Origin of the sequence: Burkholderia sp. BCC1047 (genome assembly GCF_902833155.1) — a bacterium.
Lineage (GTDB): Bacteria > Pseudomonadota > Gammaproteobacteria > Burkholderiales > Burkholderiaceae > Burkholderia > Burkholderia sola.
The window spans coordinates 25,228-42,716 of sequence record NZ_CADFEH010000006.1 but is presented as its reverse complement, the minus strand read 5'-3'; the positions used below and the strand labels follow the sequence as shown (position 1 = coordinate 42,716).

The window sequence follows — 17,489 nt, the reverse complement described above, 5'->3', positions numbered from 1 at the left end:
CTCCGGGCGAGTGGTGTGGTACGGGGTGATCGGTGTGCGTCGCGCGTGCGTGTTGCGCTCAGGCGTTGCGCAGTTGCCGGTCGGTGGCGGGCGGAGCAATCGTCGCGCCGTCGCGTACCGCATGCGGCAGGATCGTCGACGTGCGGTCGATCGGCGCGCCGCCGATGCATTCGACGAGACGCTGCCACGCGTGGCGGCCGATGTCGCGGTTCGGCGTCGCGACGCTCGCGAGCGGCGGCGCAAGCAGCTCGCCGATCGCGATGCCATCGAAACCGAGCACCGACAGGTCGTCGGGAACCGAGAAACCCGCGCGGCGCAGGCCGCGCATCACGACCATCGCGAGCAGGTCGTTGCTGCAGAAGAGGGCGGTCGGGCGCGTGGCGTGCGCGGTGAGATGCGCGAGCACCGCATCGGGCAGCTCGGGCGCGGTGAAGTCGACTTCGACGGGCGGCAGCGGCGCCACGCCGACTGCCTCGAGCGCCTGCGCATAACCGAGATGACGCTGGCGTGCGCGATCCGACGCGGCGAGCGAACCGGCCAGCATCAGCACGCGACGATGGCCGTGCGCGGTCAGCCGTTGCACGCCGTCATACGCGGCGCGGCGGTTGTCGACCGACACCGACGGACGGCGCTGCGTGTCGTTGTGCATCAGCACGTAATGCGGGCCGTCGCGGTCGAGCATGTCGAGCAGCGGGTGCGTGTCCGCATCGGCGACGGTGAGGATCAGCCCTTCGACGCGCTGCTCGCGCAGCGTCTCGATCGCATGACGCTCGCGCGCTGCGTCGTATTCGGTCGTCATCAGGATCAGCTTGAAACCGGCCGCGGTCGCGAGTTCGTCGATGCCTTGCAGGCAGTCGGCGAACACCGGGTTCGACAGCGTCGGCACGACGACGCCGACGAGCCGCGTGCGCTCGCCGCGCAGTTGCCGGCCGAGCGGGCTCGGGCGGAACCGCAGCGTGTCGATCGCGGTGCGGATCGTCTGCAGCGTGGCGGGGCTGACGGTATGCGGCGCGTTGATCGCACGCGAAACGGTGGCGATCGAGAAGCCCGCGAGGGCGGCGACGTCCTTGATGGTCGAGGTCATGAAATCGTGCGATGTAAACGTTTTCGGCCGGGGAATTATCGAAAACGTTTGTGACTTCGCGATGACGCACGCGACGCTTGTTTCGCGAAAAGCACGATACAAACGTCAGACGGTTTGGGGCCGTGGGACGACGCGCGGTCGATTGTATCGGGGCAGGTCGCGGGGCGGGACGAAATCGGTGGGCCGTGTGGTGTCAGTGTCGTATCGGCGTCGAACGCTGAGGAAGAAGCGATGCGATGACGGCCAGTATCGCGATGCGGCGCCGCGGAATAAGGGAACGCATGCGCAAGCAATGGTAGAATCGCGTCCGCCCTCTTGCCGGGGTGATGAAATTGGTAAACATAGCGGACTTAAACGATTGAGTGCCCGGCCGGAAACGGTCGGTGCAGAACCCTTCAAATTCGGCGAAACCCCTGATGTGCGCATCGAGGCAACGCCGAGCCAAGCCTCGCGGCATCCGCGAGGAAGGTGTAGAGACTAGACGGGGGGCGCCTAAGGCGCACGGGCAGCGGTCACGCCCGCGCGCGACGGTGAAGGCATAGTCCAGCGCACGAACGGCTCGCGTACGCGACGCCGGCTTTGAAAGAAGCAGTGTGACGAAAATCCGCCGCCTTAACTGGCTTGCCGGTTCAAGTCCGGTCCCCGGCACCATCGATTGCGTCGACGCGATTCGATTCGACGAAGGCGTAAAAAACCCGCGAGAAATGCAGCGCTCGCGGGTTTTTTATTTGGCGCACGCACATGTAGCGGCACGCCAGCGCGGCTCACGATACGCTTCACTGCGCCGAAAACCACGCCATGTGATACTGGCACGCACGTCGCACCGGACGCCTGCGTCGCCACGGCCAACGCGTCCCGCCGACCGCTTCCCTCATCGTTTGCCTCTCGCAAGACCATCCGTCATGACCGAATCGACCCATCATTATTACGAGCCGTCGCAAGGCCACGGCCTGCCGCACGACCCGTTGAACGCGATCATCGGCCCACGCCCGATCGGCTGGATTTCATCCCGCGGCAGCGACGGCACGCTGAACCTCGCGCCGTACAGCTTCTTCAACGCGTTCAACTATCGACCGCCGATCATCGGCTTTTCGAGCACCACCGCGAAGGACAGCGTGCGCAACGTGCAGGAGACCGGCGAGTTCGTGTGGAACCTCGCGACGCGCGATCTGGCCGAGCGGATGAACCAGACCTGCGCCGCCGTGCCGTACGACGTGAACGAGTTCGAACTCGGCGGCTTGACTGCGGTTCCGTCGCGCCTCGTCGACGTGCCGCGCGTCGCGGAAAGCGGCGTGAACTTCGAATGCAAGGTAACTGACGTGATCCGGCTGCGCGATCACCACGGCGTCGAAACGCCGGCCACGCTGGTGTTGGGTGAGGTCGTCGCGGTCCATATCCGCCAGGACCTGCTGAAGGACGGCATCTTCGACACGTTCGGCGCGGGCATCATTCTTCGTGCGGGCGGCCCATCGGCCTATGTGCATGTGACGCCGGACAGCCGCTTCGATATCGCGCGCCCTGACGCGTAATTCGTCGCGCGCCGCAGCGAGGGGGTATGCAAACGCCGAAGTGCCCGGACGCACCAGAACAAAGACCGGCCGACACCCCGGCCAAGGCCGGTTTTTCTATTCGGATTTCCAGGGACGGGCGCTCGCATCCGTGACTCGCCGATGCCCGTTCGCAACGTGAAGCTGATCGATATGCGATTCAATCGCAAGTGGTTACCACTTGCGCTTACAGTGTAGAACGTGTCGGTAGTTTAAAGAGATCACGCGCCGCCGCTATGTGCGCGGCCGTCGTGTCTGGACGGCGATCGCGGCAACCAAGAGACTTCTTCGACACCCGCCGCTTGATTTTGCAAAAGGACAACCATTGGTCGTATCGGGCTTGCATTCTCCATACATACACGGTTGAAGACAGTTTGTCGCCACCAGCCGGAACGGGATCTGTGCGTCCTGAATGGGCAGTCATTAAGCTGTTTGCAGGAATGCTGGCGCAACGACGTGCGACGTAGTGCTCATCGAGCGAGCGCGGGAACACGATGAAGTCCTGACGCGCCCGAAACTGTAGGCTGTTCAACAGCTCGACGTCTCGCCTATGGCTTAGCACGGTGTGGCTGCTTCCCTTCTCGCCGAACTTGTAGACAGACTTGTCGATTAGCGCCAAGGTGATCGACGGAGACAGTGGGAGAAATATCTGGACCCCACTCTTCGTTATTGCCGTGTAACCAGGATCATCAGAATCCCGGAGGTACCAGTTGTACAGTACTGCCGGGTGATCCGAGATCACGAAGGGGAGATTGGTTTCGTTGCTAAGAACATGCCAGGAAAGGTCTTCCAATAGCCAGCGATTCAGCGTTGAGCGCAGCAGCAGATGATTACGCATGGCCCGCTCGTCCGTTGGTCTCAGCCTGAGACTCTTGGCCGATTCGATCGGAAGACCGTTCAGCGCCGCAACCTGTTCAATGACTTGGCCACCGAAGCTATTGACGAAGTCAAGTGCCTCGGTTTGGCTGCTAGGCGTGCGCGCCATCTGAACCGCGATGAAAGTGAGAAGTGCCGGAAGTCCTGGTTTAATCACTTGTTCCGGGTTTGCCACGATAGAGTCGATCACCGCGGCAGCAGGCCCCTCAATTTTCTCAGCCAGGAACTTCTGAACCGCACCGAATTTTGTGGAGGCTCGGATTCTTGAGAGAATCGAGCCATGAACAAGAAGGCAACCAAGTTTTCCCCGGAAGTCCGGGAGCGCGCAGTGCGTCTGGTACGTGAGCAGCGTAGCGAACATCCGTCGATGTGGGCGGCGGTCGAATCGATTGCGCCGATGATCGGCTGTACGCCGCAGACGCTGCTGGATTGGGTCAAGCGCGAGGAGATTGATCGTGGGGAACGTGATGGCGTGAGCATGGCCGAGCGTGAACGCATCAAGGCCCTGGAGCGTGAGGTCAAGGAACTGCGCCGTACCAACGAGATTCTCAAGCTGGCGAGCGCGTTTTTCGCCCAGGCGGAGCTCGACCGCCGATTCAAGTCCTGAAGGCCTTCGTTGATCAGCATCGCGACACCTTCGGGGTCGAGCCGATCTGCAAGGTCTTGCGGATTGCCCCGTCGGGCTACCGACGCCATGCTGCGCAGCTTCGTGATCCGTCCAAACGCTGCGCTCGCGCCAAACGCGATGAGGTCCTGCAACCCGAGATCAAGCGTGTCTGGCGGGCCAACATGCAGGTCTACGGTGTGCCGAAGGTCTGGAAGCAGATGAACCGGGAGGGCATTGTGGTCGCACGCTGCACGGTCGGGCGGCTGATGAAGCTGCAGGGCTTGCGAGGCGCAGTTCGCGGCAAGCGAGTTCGCACGACGAATCCCGATACGAGCGCCCCGCGCCCGCTGGACCGGGTCAACCGGCAGTTCAAGGCAGAGCGCCCGAATCAGCTTTGGGTGTCTGACTTCACCTATGTCTCGACATGGCAGGGTTGGCTGTACGTGGCGTTCGTGATCGACGTGTTTGCCCGTCGCATCGTCGGTTGGCGCGTCAGTTCGTCGATGAGCACGGACTTCGTTCTGGATGCGCTCGAACAGGCGCTGTACGCGCGCCAACCGGGCGACGATGGCACTTTGATACACCACTCCGATAGGGGGGCTCAATACGTCAGCATTCGGTACAGCGAACGTTTGGCCGAGGCGGGTATCGAGCCGTCCGTCGGCAGTCGTGGCGACAGCTACGATAACGCGCTGGCTGAAACGATCAACGGTCTCTACAAGACGGAACTGATTCATCGGCGCGCCCCTTGGAAAACGAGGGAATCCGTCGAGCTGGCAACGCTGGAATGGGTCGCCTGGTACAACCATCATCGGCTGATGGAACCGCTCGGCTATATCCCGCCTGCCGAAGCTGAGGCAAACTACTACAGGCAACTCAGAAATGCGGCTGAAGTGCCTGCATTAACTTAAACCAACCGACCTCCACGATTCCCGGTGCGGTTCACTTCTCTACGCTGTTGTCGTCATCGTAGAAGTAGTTCTGTGAAAGTACTTTACGGATGGAACTGGGTCGAAGCTTATTCCGCGTTGAGTCAAAGAGCAGCACGTCTTTGTCGCCATCGGTGGTGAAATGCCGGAGCAGTAGTTGTGGTACGAAGTGTTGATTCTTGGTTAGTGCAGCCAATTCGGGTCCTCTATAACATTTCTCAAATGCCAGCGCGGCCTCGGCTCGTGCGATGCTCCAACGCTACCGCAGGATCTGATAACTGCAGAGCCAAAGTAACTATGGCATGTTCTTCACAAGGTGTGATATCGCTGTAGATATGACTTTAGCATTGGGTGCGTGGCCCACTATAGGGGCGGTGAGTCGTGGCTGATCTGATCGCGGTCCATATCCGCCATGACCTGTTGAAGGACGGCATCTTCGACACGTTCGGCGCGGGCATCATTCTTCGCGCGGGCGGCCCATCGGCCTATGTACACGTGACGCCGGACAGTCGCTTCGATCTTTTCCGTCCCGACGCGTGAGCGATCGCGCGCCGCAGTAGGCCGGCAAATCAGGCGCACGAGCGCCCGCACCCGACGAAAGACCCCGCGACGATCCAGGATTTCGCGGGGTCTTTTGCTTCGTACCCTCACATGATCGGGACGACGCTGACCGTCCCTTCCTCGATGCCCGCTCGTCGCCGCCGCTCCAACGACGATGCGCTGCAGCAAACCCATCCTTCGCCGAAGCCGGCCGCCGCTCTCACGTGCCGCCGACCGCCACCATGGCAAATCTGCTCACGACGAACGAGCGGCTTGGGCATCGACGCCCGCCGCTGCCGGGCATAGATTTCCAAGGTTGGCGTGCTTATCCGCGCGTCAGCTCGCGCGCAGGCCGGCAACCGGCCCGCGCGTTCCCAAACAGCGTGAGACACAATCGAGCGTGGAGACGACACGATGAGCCTGTCAGAGCCATTGCGTCTGCATGTGCCGGAGCCCACCGGGCGCCCGGGCTGCAAGACGGACTTTTCCTACCTGCATCTATCGCCGGCCGGCGCCGTCCGCCGCCCGCCGATCGACGTTGCCGCGGCGGACACCGCCAATCTCGCCCGCAGCCTCGTGCGCGTGCTCGACGACAGCGGCAAGGCCGTCGGCCCGTGGGCGCCCGATCTCGACGATGCGCGGCTGATCGCCGGGCTGCGCGCGATGCTCAAGACCCGCATTTTCGACGCGCGCATGATGATCGCGCAGCGCCAGAAGAAAATCTCCTTCTACATGTTGAGCCTCGGCGAAGAGGCGATCGGCACCGCGCATGCGATGGCGCTGCGCGACGGCGACATGTGCTTTCCGACCTACCGGCAGCAAAGCATCCTGATCGCGCGCGACGTGCCGCTCAAGCGGATGATCTGCCAGTTGATGTCGAACGAAGGCGATCCGCTGAAGGGGCGCCAGCTTCCGGTGATGTACTCGGACCGCGAAGCCGGCTTCTTCTCCATTTCCGGCAACCTCGCGACGCAGTTCATCCAGGCGGTTGGCTGGGCGATGGCGTCGGCGATCAAGGGCGACACGAAGATCGCGTCCGCGTGGATCGGCGACGGCGCGACGGCCGAAGCCGATTTCCACACCGCGCTCACGTTCGCGCACGTGTACCGCGCGCCGGTCGTGCTGAACGTGGTCAACAACCAGTGGGCGATCTCGACGTTCCAGGCGATCGCGGGCGGCGAGGGCACGACGTTCGCCGGGCGCGGCGTCGGCTGCGGGATCGCGTCGCTGCGCGTCGACGGCAACGACTTCCTCGCGATCTACGCCGCCTCCAACTGGGCCGCCGAACGCGCGCGTCGCAACCTCGGCCCGACGCTGATCGAGTGGGTGACCTACCGCGCGGGCGCGCATTCGACGTCGGACGATCCGACCAAGTACCGGCCGAGCGACGACTGGTCCCATTTCCCGCTCGGCGATCCGATCGAGCGCTTCAAGCGTCACCTGATCGTGAAGGGCATCTGGTCGGACGGCGCGCACGACGCGTTGACGGCCGAGCTCGAGGCCGAGGTGATTGCCGCGCAGAAGGAAGCGGAGAAATACGGGACGCTGGCCGACGACCGGATTCCGTCGCCGGCCTCGATGTTCGACGACGTCTACAAGGAGCTGCCCGCGCACCTGCGCCGTCAGCGCCAGGAACTGGGAGCGTGATCATGGCGCAACACGAGACAGGGACGGCCACGCAGCCGATGACGATGATCCAGGCGCTGCGCTCCGCGATGGACGTGATGCTCGGGCGCGACAGTGACGTGGTCGTGTTCGGGCAGGACGTCGGCTATTTCGGCGGCGTGTTCCGCTGTACCGAAGGACTGCAGAACAAATACGGGAAGTCGCGCGTGTTCGATGCGCCGATCTCCGAAGGCGGGATCGTCGGCGCGGCGGTCGGGATGGGCGCGTACGGATTGCGGCCCGTCTGCGAGATCCAGTTCGCCGACTATTTCTACCCGGCCTCCGATCAGATCGTGTCGGAAGGCGCGCGGCTGCGTTACCGCTCGGCCGGCCAGTTCACCGCGCCGATGACGATCCGGATGCCGTGCGGCGGCGGCATCTACGGCGGGCAGACGCACAGCCAGAGCCCGGAGGCGATGTTCACGCAGGTGTGCGGGCTGCGCACGGTGATGCCGTCGAATCCGTACGACGCGAAAGGGCTGCTGATCGCGTCGATCGAGAACGACGATCCGGTGATCTTCCTCGAACCGAAACGGCTGTACAACGGGCCGTTCGACGGCCATCACGAACGGCCCGTCACGTCGTGGCTCAAGCATCCGGCGAGCGCGGTGCCGGAAGGCTACTACACGGTGCCGCTCGATACGGCCGCCGTCGTGCGGCCCGGCAACGACGTGACGGTGCTGACGTACGGCACGACCGTGCACGTGTCGCTCGCCGCGGCCGAGGAGACGGGCATCGACGCGGAAGTGATCGACCTGCGCACGCTGTGGCCGCTCGATCTCGACACGGTCGTCGCGTCGGTGCGCAAGACCGGGCGCTGCGTCGTGGTGCACGAGGCGACGCGTACCTGCGGCTATGGCGCGGAACTCGTGTCGCTGGTCCAGGAGCACTGCTTCTATCACCTCGAAGCGCCGGTCGAACGCACGACGGGCTGGGACACGCCGTATCCGCATGCGCAGGAATGGGCGTACTTTCCGGGGCCGACCCGGGTCGGTGAAGCGTTGCGACGCGTGATGGAGGCGTGAGATGGGGATTCATGTCATCAAGATGCCGGATATCGGCGAAGGGATCGCCGAGGTCGAGCTGGTGGCCTGGCATGTGGAGGTCGGGCAGACGATCGAGGAAGACCAGCCGCTCGCCGACGTGATGACCGACAAGGCGGCGGTCGAGATTCCGTCGCCGGTAACGGGCAAGGTGATCGAACTGGGCGGGCGGATCGGCGAGATGATGGCGGTCGGCAGCGAGCTGATTCGGCTGGAAGTCGAAGGCGATGGCAACCTGAAGGCCACGGCACCGGTGCGAGAAACAAAGGTAGCAACCGCACCGGTCGCGGCGGCGGCGCCGTCGAAGCCGGTGACGGACGTGCCGGCCGAGCCGACTGCCGAATCCGCTGCGCCTCGCGCCTCGGCGAAACCGCGCCGCGACGAACCGGCCGCGCAGCCGCGCGCGGCGCTTGCGCCGGGCGAACGGCCGCTCGCGTCGCCGGCCGTGCGCCAACGTGCGTGGGACATGGGCATCGAGCTGCGCTACGTGCGCGGCACCGGCGAAGCCGGGCGGATCCTGCATGAGGATCTCGATGCGTATGCGCGCACCGGCGGCGGTTCGGCGCAGGGGGCGCAACCGCGCGGTTACGACGAACGCCACGACCAAACCGAAGTGCCGGTGATCGGCTTGCGGCGCGCGATCGCGCGCAAGATGCAGGAAGCGAAGCGCCGCATTCCGCACTTCAGCTACGTCGAGGAAATCGACGTGACCGAACTCGAATCGTTGCGCACGGAACTGAACCGCCGCCACGGCGACACGCGCGGCAAGCTCACGCCGCTGCCGCTGCTGATCCGCGCGATGGTGATCGCGCTGCGCGACTTCCCGCAGATCAATGCGCGCTTCGACGACGAAGCGGGTGTCGTCACGCGCTACGGCGCGGTGCACATGGGCGTCGCGACGCAGACGGACGGCGGCCTCACGGTGCCCGTGCTGCGTCATGCGGAAGCGCGCGACGTGTGGTCGATCTCGGCCGAAATCGCGCGGCTCGCCGACGCGGTGCGCGCGAACCGCGCGCAGCGCGACGAGCTGAGCGGGTCGACGATCACGATCTCGAGCCTCGGCGCGCTCGGCGGCATCGTGTCGACGCCGGTGATCAATCATCCGGAAGTGGGCATCGTCGGCGTGAACCGGATCGTCGAGCGGCCGATGATCCGCGACGGCGCGATCGTCGCGCGCAAGATGATGAACCTGTCGTCGTCGTTCGATCATCGCGTCGTCGACGGCGCGGATGCGGCCGAATTCATCCAGGCCGTGCGCGCGGTGCTCGAACGCCCGGCGCTGCTGTTCGTGGAGTGAGCCGATGAAGAACGAACACACCACACTGCTCGTCATCGGCGGCGGCCCGGGCGGCTACGTCGCCGCGATCCGCGCGGGCCAGCTCGGCATTCCGACCGTGCTCGTCGAACGCGACCGGCTCGGCGGCACCTGCCTGAACATCGGCTGCATTCCGTCGAAGGCGCTGATCCATGTGGCCGACGCGTTCGAACAGGCGTGCGGTCATGCCGGCGAAGGCGCGCTCGGCATCCGCGTGCGCACGCCGGAGATCGACATCGCGAGAAGCGTCGCATGGAAGGACGGCATCGTCGATCGTCTGACACGCGGCGTCGGCACGCTGCTCAAGAAGAACGGCGTGCGCGTGCTGCACGGCGAAGCGCGCGTGATCGACGGCAAGACCGTCGAAGTCGTCGGCGGCGGCCATACGATGCGGATCGGTTGCGAACACCTGTTGCTCGCGACCGGTTCCGAACCGGTCGAGCTGCCGTCGATGCCGTTCGGCGGGCACGTCGTGTCGTCCACCGACGCGCTGTCGCCCGCGACGCTGCCGAAGCGGCTGGTCGTCGTCGGGGCCGGCTATATCGGGCTCGAACTCGGGACCGTCTATCGGAAGCTCGGCGTCGACGTCAGCGTCGTCGAAGCGGCCGAGCGCGTGCTGCCTGCGTACGATGCCGAACTCGTGCGGCCGGTGGCCGATTCGCTCGCGCGGCTCGGCGTGCGGCTGTGGCTCGGCCACAAGGTGCTCGGCTTGGACGCGCACGGCGCCGTGCGCGTGCAGGCGGCCGATGGCGCCGAACAGACGCTGCCGGCCGATCGCGTGCTGGTCGCCGTGGGCCGGCGGCCGCGCGTCGACGGCTTCGGGCTCGAGACGCTGATGCTCGATCGTAACGGCCGCGCGCTGCGGATCGACGATGAATGCCGCACGTCGATGCGCAATGTCTGGGCGATCGGCGACGTCGCGGGCGAGCCGATGCTCGCGCATCGCGCGATGGCGCAAGGCGAGATGGTGGCCGAGCTGATCGCGGGCCGGCGTCGGCAGTTCACGCCCGCATCGATTCCGGCCGTGTGCTTCACCGATCCCGAGATCGTGACGGCCGGCTGGTCGCCCGACGATGCGCACGCGTCCGGCGTCGATTGTCTGAGCGCGTCGTTCCCGTTCGCCGCGAACGGGCGGGCGATGACGTTGCAGGCGACCGACGGATTCGTGCGCGTCGTCGCGCGGCGCGACAATCACCTGATCGTCGGCTGGCAGGCGGTCGGGCGCGGGGTGTCGGAGCTGGCCGCGGCGTTCTCGCAGTCACTGGAGATGGGCGCGCGGCTGGAGGACATCGGTGGCACGATTCACGCGCATCCGACGCTCGGCGAGGCGCTGCAGGAAGCGGCGTTGCGCGCGCTCGGACATGCGCTGCATATCTGACGTAATCGCCTGACGGGGCGCCGCCGGTGCGTCACGCACGCATCGGCGGCGCTTGCGGCGTCTGATGGACTTCGCGTTGTTTCAGTCGGCATTCGATCGCGCGGGATCGCACCCGACAGCGCCGTAATTTTTCGAGACGAGTGGAGGGTTGTCGGCGTGGCGTTGGCCGACGATCATGTCGATAGCCGGAAACCGGGCCGCCTCGGTCCGACAACGCAGGCTCCACACGGATGAACCGGATATGAAACTGCTGCTCGTCGGCGCGACCGGACTCGTCGGGCGCCACGTCCTCGACGTCGCGCTGGCCGACGCGCGGGTCGACCAGGTGATCGTCCTCGCGCGCCGGCCGTTGACGCCACATCCGAAGATGCGCGCACTGGAAGTCGATTTCGACCATCTGCCCGACACGGCCGACTGGTGGCACGCGGATGCCGTGATCTGCACGCTCGGCACCACGATGCGGGCCGCCGGTTCGCAGGCGGCTTTCCGGCGCGTCGATCACGACTATCCGCTCGCGATCGCGCGGCTCGCGCACCGGCACGGCACGCTGACCTACGTGCTGAATTCCGCACTCGGCGCCGATGCTGCGTCGCGCATCTTCTACAACCGCGTGAAGGGCGAGGTCGAACAGGCGCTCGCCGGCGTCGGGTTCGACTCGCTCACGTATGTGCGACCGGGCCTGATCGGCGGCAGCCGCGACGAGTTCCGGTTCGGCGAGCGGTTGTTCGTGTTCGCGCTGAGCGCCGCCGCGCCGGTGCTGCCGGCGAAGTGGCGCGTGAATCCCGCGTCGCGGATTGCACGCGCGTTGCTCGACGCGGCAATCGACGCACGGCCGGGCGTGCAGGTCGTCGCATCCGACCAACTGGTCTGATACGGCGCGGGCGGGTGCGCCCGTCCGGCCATTCGTCTGCGTTTCCGTCGAGCGTGCCGAACTGCTCGGCGAGCGCGGCGTGCACGATGTCCATCCCGGCAGTCATTTCATCCAGCGCCTGACCTTTCATTTTTCCAACGCCAGACTTGCGGCGAAATCGCTCGGACGTGCACGGATCTCTCGGACGATTTCGAAAATCGATCGATTCCGGGTAATCACCGATATCTCGCAAGTTGTATATACAAGATCATCCGCTGGCAATGTCGGCACACGTCGTGCCGCTTGCGCGCCAGCGTGCAGACCGTGCGTGCGTGGCGCATGCCGGCGATCCACGGCGCCCCGCATCCGTCGAGCCGAAAGGGCGGGTCGCAGCTTCCTGTCTCGTTCAAACCCTGTGTGGTCCTGAGTATTTTGGAGATTGACCCGTGTCAACGAATTCCAGTGGAAAAGCCGGCGGACTGATCGAGGTACGCTCGATCGACTTCATTCCCGACGCCGAGCGCCACGGCGGCCTGCTGAGCCAGTTCACGCTGTGGCTGTCGGCGAACATGCAGATCACGGCCATCGTCACGGGCGCGCTCGCGGTCGTGCTCGGCGGCGACGTGTTCTGGTCGCTGGTCGCGCTGCTGCTCGGCCAGCTCGTCGGCGGCGCGGTGATGGCGCTGCACGGCGCGCAGGGGCCGCAGCTCGGGCTGCCGCAGATGATCTCGAGCCGCGTGCAGTTCGGCGTGTATGGCGCGATGATCCCGATCGTGCTCGTGTGCGTGATGTACATCGGCTTTTCCGCGAGCGGCTCGGTGCTGGCCGGGCAGGCCGTCGCGCAACTGCTGCACGTCGACGACGCGGCCGGCATCCTGCTGTTCGCGGCCGTGATCGTCGTGCTGACCGTGTTCGGCTATCGCGCGATCCACTTCGTCGGCCGGATCGCGAGCGTGGTCGGCATCGTCGCGTTCGTCTACATGTTCGCGCAGCTGTTCGCGAACCACGACGTCGGCGCGCTGCTCGCGAACAAGCATTTCTCGCTCGCGAGTTTCCTGCTCGCGATGTCGCTGTCCGCGTCGTGGCAGATCGCGTTCGGCCCGTACGTGGCCGACTATTCGCGCTACCTGCCGCGTTCGACGTCGTCGGTCGCGACGTTTCTCGCGGTCGGACTCGGCTCGGTGATCGGCGCGCAGGCGGCGATGGTGTTCGGCGTGTTCGCGGCCGCGCTCGCCGGCAGCCAGTTCGCGCACCATGAAGTGGCGTATATCGTCGGCCTCGGCTCGACGGGCGCCGTGGCCGCGCTGCTGTACTTCAGCATCGCGTTCGGCAAGGTGACGGTGACGGCGCTCAACGCGTACGGCAGCTTCATGTCGATGGCGACGATCGTCAGCGGCTTTCGCGGCAAGGGGGCGGTATCGTCGAAGAGCCGCCTCGTGTACATCTTCGGGATGATCTGCGTATCGACGCTGATCGCGCTCGCGGGCCGTCATTCGTTCCTGAAGGAATTCACCGCGTTCATCCTGTTCCTGCTCGCGTTCTTCACGCCGTGGAGCGCGATCAACTTGGTCGATTACTACTGCTTCACGCGTTCGCGCTACGACGTGCCGGCGCTGTCCGATCCCGACGGCCGCTACGGTCGCTGGAACGTGATGGCGATCACGATCTACGTGGTCGGCATCCTGGTGCAACTGCCGTTCATGTCGACGCACATCTACACGGGGCCGCTCGTCGATGCGCTCGGCGGCACCGACATCTCGTGGATCCTCGGCCTCGTCGTGCCGGCCGTGCTGTATTACGTCGCCGCACGTGCGTCGCGACGCAGCATTCCCGAACGCCTGATCCTGCCGCTCGAACGCGGCGAGGTCTGACACCGACGTATCACGTCGTTCGTCGGGCCGGTTTACCGCTGGCCTGAGCGGCCCGCCGCGCCGAACCGGCGCGACCGGCAACCGCACCGCACATCCTCTTCGTTATCCGCGATGCCGGCATGGTGGACCACCGTGCCCGGCGTCGTTCCATTCTCCTTTCATTGAATAGCAGGACTAATAAAATGAACGCACGAGGACATCGTTCCCGGGTGCGACCGGCGCATGCCGGTCTTCGGATGGCCGTCGCGGCCGCTTGCGTCGCCGGTTCGGACGCCGCGCTCGCGCAGGACGGCGTCACGCTGTACGGCGTGATCGACGAATTCGCGCAATACGTGAACACGGGCAACGGCTATACGGCCGCGATCAACTCGGGCGGCTAGTGGGGCAGCCGGTTCGGGCTGAAGGGCGGCGAAGAGATCGGCGGCGGCCAGAAGATCGAGTTCGCGCTGGAAAACGGCTTCAACCCGAACGACGGCTCGCTCGCGAGCGCCGGCACGATGTTCAACCGGCAGGCGTGGGTCGGCATCGCGGGGCAGTGGGGCAAGGTGCGCGCGGGCCGGCAGAATTCGCCGCTGTTCAACGACCAGGGCGGGCAGGATGCGTTCGGCGGCGTCACGCAGGCGTCCGGCATGGACAACCTGACCGTGTTCGCATTCCGCACGAGCAATACGCTGTCGTACCAGAGCCCCGAGATTGCCGGTTTCCAGGGCGGACTGTACTTCGGGTTCGGCGACGCGGGCGGCGTGCGCTCGGCCGGTTCCAGCCGGCAGTTCGACCTCACCTACGAACGCGGCCCGTTCGGCGCATTCGTCGCGGGCCAGTGGTTGAAGAACGCCGCGGCGACCACGACGGATCGCACGATCATGGCCGGCGCATCGTACGCAATCGGCAAGGCCACCGTGTATGGCGGGTTCTCCGCGGTGAAGTGGGCCGACCTCGGAATCGATTCGCGCGTGTACGGGCTGTCGGTCAAATATCGGATCAACCCGGCGAATGCGGTCGCGCTCGGCTACGCATACTTGCACGACCAGTCGTCGCAACGCAATAACGCGGACCAGCTCGGGCTGATGTACGAGTACGACCTGTCGAAGCGCACGAGCTTCTACGGCGCGCTGTCGTACCTGCGCAACCGCAACCAGGCCGACTACACGCTCGCCGGCGCGGCGAACCCCGGCCTGCCGCTCGCGTACCCGGGCGCGAATGCGCGCGGCGTGCAACTCGGCATCGTGCATCGCTTCTGACGCACGCAATGCGCCGGGCCGCGTGCGCCCGGCGCGTGCATCGGGCGCACCCGCGTCATCATTTCCCCAGCCGCTTCGCGAGCGAGTAGCGCTGCATGCAGCGCTCCATCGCGTCGAGAAACGCATGCTCCGCCGCATTCATCTTGCGGTCGCGATGCCACAGCAAGAACACGTCGACATCGACGAGCCCGTCGTCGGGCGGCAACCGCCACAGCCGTTGCTGTGCGATGTCGTCGCGCACGATGTGCTCGGGCAGGCAGCCGATGCCATAGCCCGCGAAGATCAGCCGCCGCACTTCGTCGAGGCTCGGCGACGACGCGACGATGCGCCCGGTGAAGCCCTTCTGGTCGCGAAACACGGTGAGCGGCGACAGGCTGTCGCCGATCTGGTCGCTCGTGAACGACACGAAATTCTCCGCGAGCAGATCGTCCATCCGCAATTGCGTCTGCCCGAACAGCCGGTGGTGGCGGCCGCAGTAGATCGCATAGCGCTGGCGCAGGAAGCAGCGCATCTCCAGCTTGTCGTGCGGCGTGCGGCACAGGCCGAGCCCGGCCGTGGCCGTCTTCTGCAGCAGCGACGACAGGATGTCCGACGAACGCATCACTTCGATCTGCAGATCGATACGCGGATACGCGCGATGGAAATCCGCGAGGAATTCGTCGTAGACGGGCGATTCGATGCGGCTCACCGTCAGCAGCCGGATCGAGCCGGTCAGGTCGGCCGTGCTGTCGTCGATTTCGGTTTCGAGGCGCGAGATGCCGCCGTAGATGTCGCTCGCGATCCGGTACACGGCTTCGCCAGCCGGCGTCGGCGCGAAGTGCGCGCCGCGCCGCTCGATCAGCCGGCGCTCGAGCGTCTCCTCGAGCCGCCGCAGCGCCTGGCTCACGGCCGGCTGCGTGACGTGCAGGCGGGCGGCCGCGCGGCTCACGCTGCGCTCCTGCATGATCACCAGATAGGTGCGCAGCAGGTTCCAGTCGAGGCGATCGTTGAGGAACGGGGCGAGGTCGGGGCGCATCGGGTCTCCGGGCGGGCGGCGGGGCCGGCATTAGTTGAATTTATATAGAGAATAATAACTTGAAATTTGACTAATGATTTGCGGCCACCGATAAAGGAGGGGCGCCGCAGCGTGCGGCGCGAGGCCGCGACAGACGGCCGTCCTCACGATAGTGCGTGCCGCTCCGCCGCGGCGCGCGTCAGGAGCCCGCATGACTCAGTCCCTTCCTTCCGCCCGCCAGCCGGCACGCGCCGCGACGGCCGCGTTCATGGGCACGATGATCGAGTGGTACGACTTCTACATCTATGCGACCGCGGCCGCGCTCGTGTTCGGCGAACTCTATTTCCCGTCGCACGACCCGTTCGTCAGCACGATGGCGTCGTTCGCGACGTTCGCGGTCGGCTTCTTCGCGCGTCCGCTCGGCGGCGTGATCTTCGGCCATCTCGGCGACCGCATCGGCCGCAAGAAGGCGCTGATGACGACGTTGATGATGATGGGCGTCGCGACCGTCTGCGTCGGGCTGCTGCCCGCCTATTCGAAGGTCGGCGTCCTCGCGCCGGTGCTGCTCGTCGCGCTGCGGGTCGTGCAGGGGATCGCGGTCGGCGGCGAATGGGGCGGCGCGGTGCTGATGGCGGGCGAGCATGCGCCGCAGGGGCGCCGCACGTTTTTCGCATCGTTCGCGCAGCTCGGCAGCCCGGCCGGGCTGATCCTGTCGCTGATCGCGTTCCGCGCGGTCACGTCGATGGACAAGGCCGACTTCCTCGCGTGGGGCTGGCGCCTGCCGTTTCTCGCGAGTTCGGTGTTGCTCGTGGTCGGCATCCTGATCCGGCTTGGCGTGAACGAGTCGCCGGAGTTCGCGCGGGTCAAGGAAGCGAACCGCACGGTGAAGCTGCCGGTCGCGGAAGTGTTCCGTTCCGCGTCGGGGCTCGTGCTGCTCTGCATCGGTGCGAACACGATCGGCATCGCGGGCGTCTATTTCACGAACACGTTCATGATTGCGTACACGACGCAGTACGTCGGCGTGTCGCGCTCGCTGATCCTCGACAGCCTGTTCGCGGTCGCGATCATCCAGTTCTTCGCGCAGCCGCTCGCCGCGTGGATCGCCGAGCGTATCGGCGGCGCGCGCTTCCTGAAGCTCGCGGCGCTGCTCGCGATGCTGTCGCCGTATCCGATGTTCATGCTCGTGCAGGGCGGCACGTCCGCGTCGCTGATCGCGGGCATCGCACTCGCCGTCGTCTGCATGGCCGGCTTCTATTCGGTGATCGCGGGCTTCGTCAGCGACGTGTTTCCCGCCCACGTGCGCTATTCGGCGATCTCGCTCGCTTACCAGATTTGCGGCGCGATCGCGGGCGGCCTGACGCCGCTCGTCGGCACGTGGCTCGCGCATCGCTTCACGGGCCAGTGGTGGCCGCTCGCGGTGTTCTACACGTGTCTCGCCGGCATCTCGCTGCTCTGCATCGTCGCGCTCGACGCGCGCCGCGCCGCGCGGCCGGCCGCCGCCGAAGCGCTCGGCTCGCATTGAACCTCAACGAACGAATCGATCCGGAAT

Annotated in this window: 12 protein-coding genes, 2 pseudogenes and 1 other annotated feature; of the genes and pseudogenes, 11 read left to right on the top strand and 3 right to left on the bottom strand. The window is 65.6% G+C overall.

All coding sequences use genetic code 11. The features are described from left to right. Window positions 1-58: 58 nt before the first annotated feature. Entirely contained in the window at window positions 59-1,084 is a 1,026-nt protein-coding gene (locus tag HWX55_RS08830) for a substrate-binding domain-containing protein (RefSeq protein ID WP_175975349.1), read from the bottom strand. Window positions 1,085-1,986: 902 nt separating this feature from the next. Here HWX55_RS08830 and HWX55_RS08825 point away from each other — a divergent pair. Then, a complete protein-coding gene (locus HWX55_RS08825) occupies window positions 1,987-2,613 on the top strand; it encodes a flavin reductase family protein (RefSeq protein WP_175975348.1) in 627 nt (208 codons plus the stop codon). 205 nt (window positions 2,614-2,818) lie between these two features. On the opposite strand, the gene HWX55_RS08820 is transcribed toward HWX55_RS08825, so the two are convergent. Next, window positions 2,819-3,868, bottom strand: coding sequence for a DUF4238 domain-containing protein (locus tag HWX55_RS08820; protein WP_175975347.1), 1,050 nt, complete (start codon window positions 3,866-3,868; stop codon window positions 2,819-2,821). Here HWX55_RS08820 and HWX55_RS08815 point away from each other — a divergent pair. The 9 genes and pseudogenes from HWX55_RS08815 to HWX55_RS08770 all read left to right on the top strand — a co-directional run bounded on the left by HWX55_RS08815 (window position 3,788) and on the right by HWX55_RS08770 (window position 14,946). Then, window positions 3,788-5,025, top strand: a protein-coding gene (locus HWX55_RS08815) for an IS3-like element IS1416 family transposase (RefSeq protein ID WP_175975346.1) whose coding sequence is annotated in 2 segments (ribosomal slippage) — window positions 3,788-4,079 and window positions 4,079-5,025 — 1,239 coding nt in all. Because the reading frame shifts where the segments join, the coding sequence is not laid out codon by codon here. The genes HWX55_RS08820 and HWX55_RS08815 overlap by 81 nt on opposite strands. Next, window positions 4,069-4,185 (top strand) — a sequence feature (AL1L pseudoknot). (Overlaps the previous gene by 117 nt.) A gap of 396 nt (window positions 5,026-5,421) precedes the next feature. Further along, window positions 5,422-5,583: pseudogene (locus tag HWX55_RS08805) on the top strand (flavin reductase family protein); the annotation flags it as partial. A 414-nt stretch (window positions 5,584-5,997) separates the two neighbouring features. Next, a complete protein-coding gene (locus HWX55_RS08800) occupies window positions 5,998-7,230 on the top strand; it encodes a 3-methyl-2-oxobutanoate dehydrogenase (2-methylpropanoyl-transferring) subunit alpha (RefSeq protein ID WP_175975344.1) in 1,233 nt (410 codons plus the stop codon). Between the two features lie 2 nt (window positions 7,231-7,232). After that, entirely contained in the window at window positions 7,233-8,273 is a 1,041-nt protein-coding gene (locus HWX55_RS08795; RefSeq protein WP_050015137.1) for an alpha-ketoacid dehydrogenase subunit beta, read from the top strand. Window position 8,274: 1 nt separating this feature from the next. Beyond that, the gene (locus tag HWX55_RS08790) at window positions 8,275-9,588 is read left to right on the top strand and encodes a dihydrolipoamide acetyltransferase family protein (RefSeq protein WP_175975343.1); all 1,314 of its coding nucleotides are present in this window, start codon (window positions 8,275-8,277) and stop codon (window positions 9,586-9,588) included. Between the two features lie 4 nt (window positions 9,589-9,592). Then, window positions 9,593-10,984, top strand: coding sequence for a dihydrolipoyl dehydrogenase (gene lpdA, locus HWX55_RS08785; protein ID WP_175975342.1), 1,392 nt, complete (start codon window positions 9,593-9,595; stop codon window positions 10,982-10,984). Window positions 10,985-11,225: 241 nt separating this feature from the next. Further along, the gene (locus HWX55_RS08780; RefSeq protein WP_175975341.1) at window positions 11,226-11,855 is read left to right on the top strand and encodes an NAD(P)H-binding protein; all 630 of its coding nucleotides are present in this window, start codon (window positions 11,226-11,228) and stop codon (window positions 11,853-11,855) included. A 425-nt stretch (window positions 11,856-12,280) separates the two neighbouring features. Then, window positions 12,281-13,705 carry a cytosine permease gene (locus HWX55_RS08775; RefSeq protein WP_175975340.1) on the top strand — a complete coding sequence of 475 codons (1,425 nt, stop codon included), beginning with the start codon at window positions 12,281-12,283 and terminating at the stop codon, window positions 13,703-13,705. Between the two features lie 182 nt (window positions 13,706-13,887). Beyond that, window positions 13,888-14,946 (top strand): annotated as a pseudogene (locus HWX55_RS08770) (porin). Between the two features lie 58 nt (window positions 14,947-15,004). Here the strand turns inward: HWX55_RS08770 and HWX55_RS08765 are convergent. Then, the gene (locus HWX55_RS08765) at window positions 15,005-15,961 is read right to left on the bottom strand and encodes a LysR family transcriptional regulator (RefSeq protein WP_175975339.1); all 957 of its coding nucleotides are present in this window, start codon (window positions 15,959-15,961) and stop codon (window positions 15,005-15,007) included. 190 nt (window positions 15,962-16,151) lie between these two features. Here HWX55_RS08765 and HWX55_RS08760 point away from each other — a divergent pair, with 190 nt between their 5' ends. Next, the gene (locus HWX55_RS08760) at window positions 16,152-17,462 is read left to right on the top strand and encodes an MFS transporter (protein ID WP_175975338.1); all 1,311 of its coding nucleotides are present in this window, start codon (window positions 16,152-16,154) and stop codon (window positions 17,460-17,462) included. Window positions 17,463-17,489: the final 27 nt, after the last annotated feature.

Coding starts and splice junctions, on each gene's coding strand:
- HWX55_RS08830 (WP_175975349.1), bottom strand. CDS start 1,084: ATGACCTCGACCATCAAGGACGTCGCCGCCCTCGCGGGCTTCTCGATC.
- HWX55_RS08825 (WP_175975348.1), top strand. CDS start 1,987: ATGACCGAATCGACCCATCATTATTACGAGCCGTCGCAAGGCCACGGC.
- HWX55_RS08820 (WP_175975347.1), bottom strand. CDS start 3,868: ATGTTCGCTACGCTGCTCACGTACCAGACGCACTGCGCGCTCCCGGAC.
- HWX55_RS08800 (WP_175975344.1), top strand. CDS start 5,998: ATGAGCCTGTCAGAGCCATTGCGTCTGCATGTGCCGGAGCCCACCGGG.
- HWX55_RS08795 (WP_050015137.1), top strand. CDS start 7,233: ATGGCGCAACACGAGACAGGGACGGCCACGCAGCCGATGACGATGATC.
- HWX55_RS08790 (WP_175975343.1), top strand. CDS start 8,275: ATGGGGATTCATGTCATCAAGATGCCGGATATCGGCGAAGGGATCGCC.
- lpdA (WP_175975342.1), top strand. CDS start 9,593: ATGAAGAACGAACACACCACACTGCTCGTCATCGGCGGCGGCCCGGGC.
- HWX55_RS08780 (WP_175975341.1), top strand. CDS start 11,226: ATGAAACTGCTGCTCGTCGGCGCGACCGGACTCGTCGGGCGCCACGTC.
- HWX55_RS08765 (WP_175975339.1), bottom strand. CDS start 15,961: ATGCGCCCCGACCTCGCCCCGTTCCTCAACGATCGCCTCGACTGGAAC.
- HWX55_RS08760 (WP_175975338.1), top strand. CDS start 16,152: ATGACTCAGTCCCTTCCTTCCGCCCGCCAGCCGGCACGCGCCGCGACG.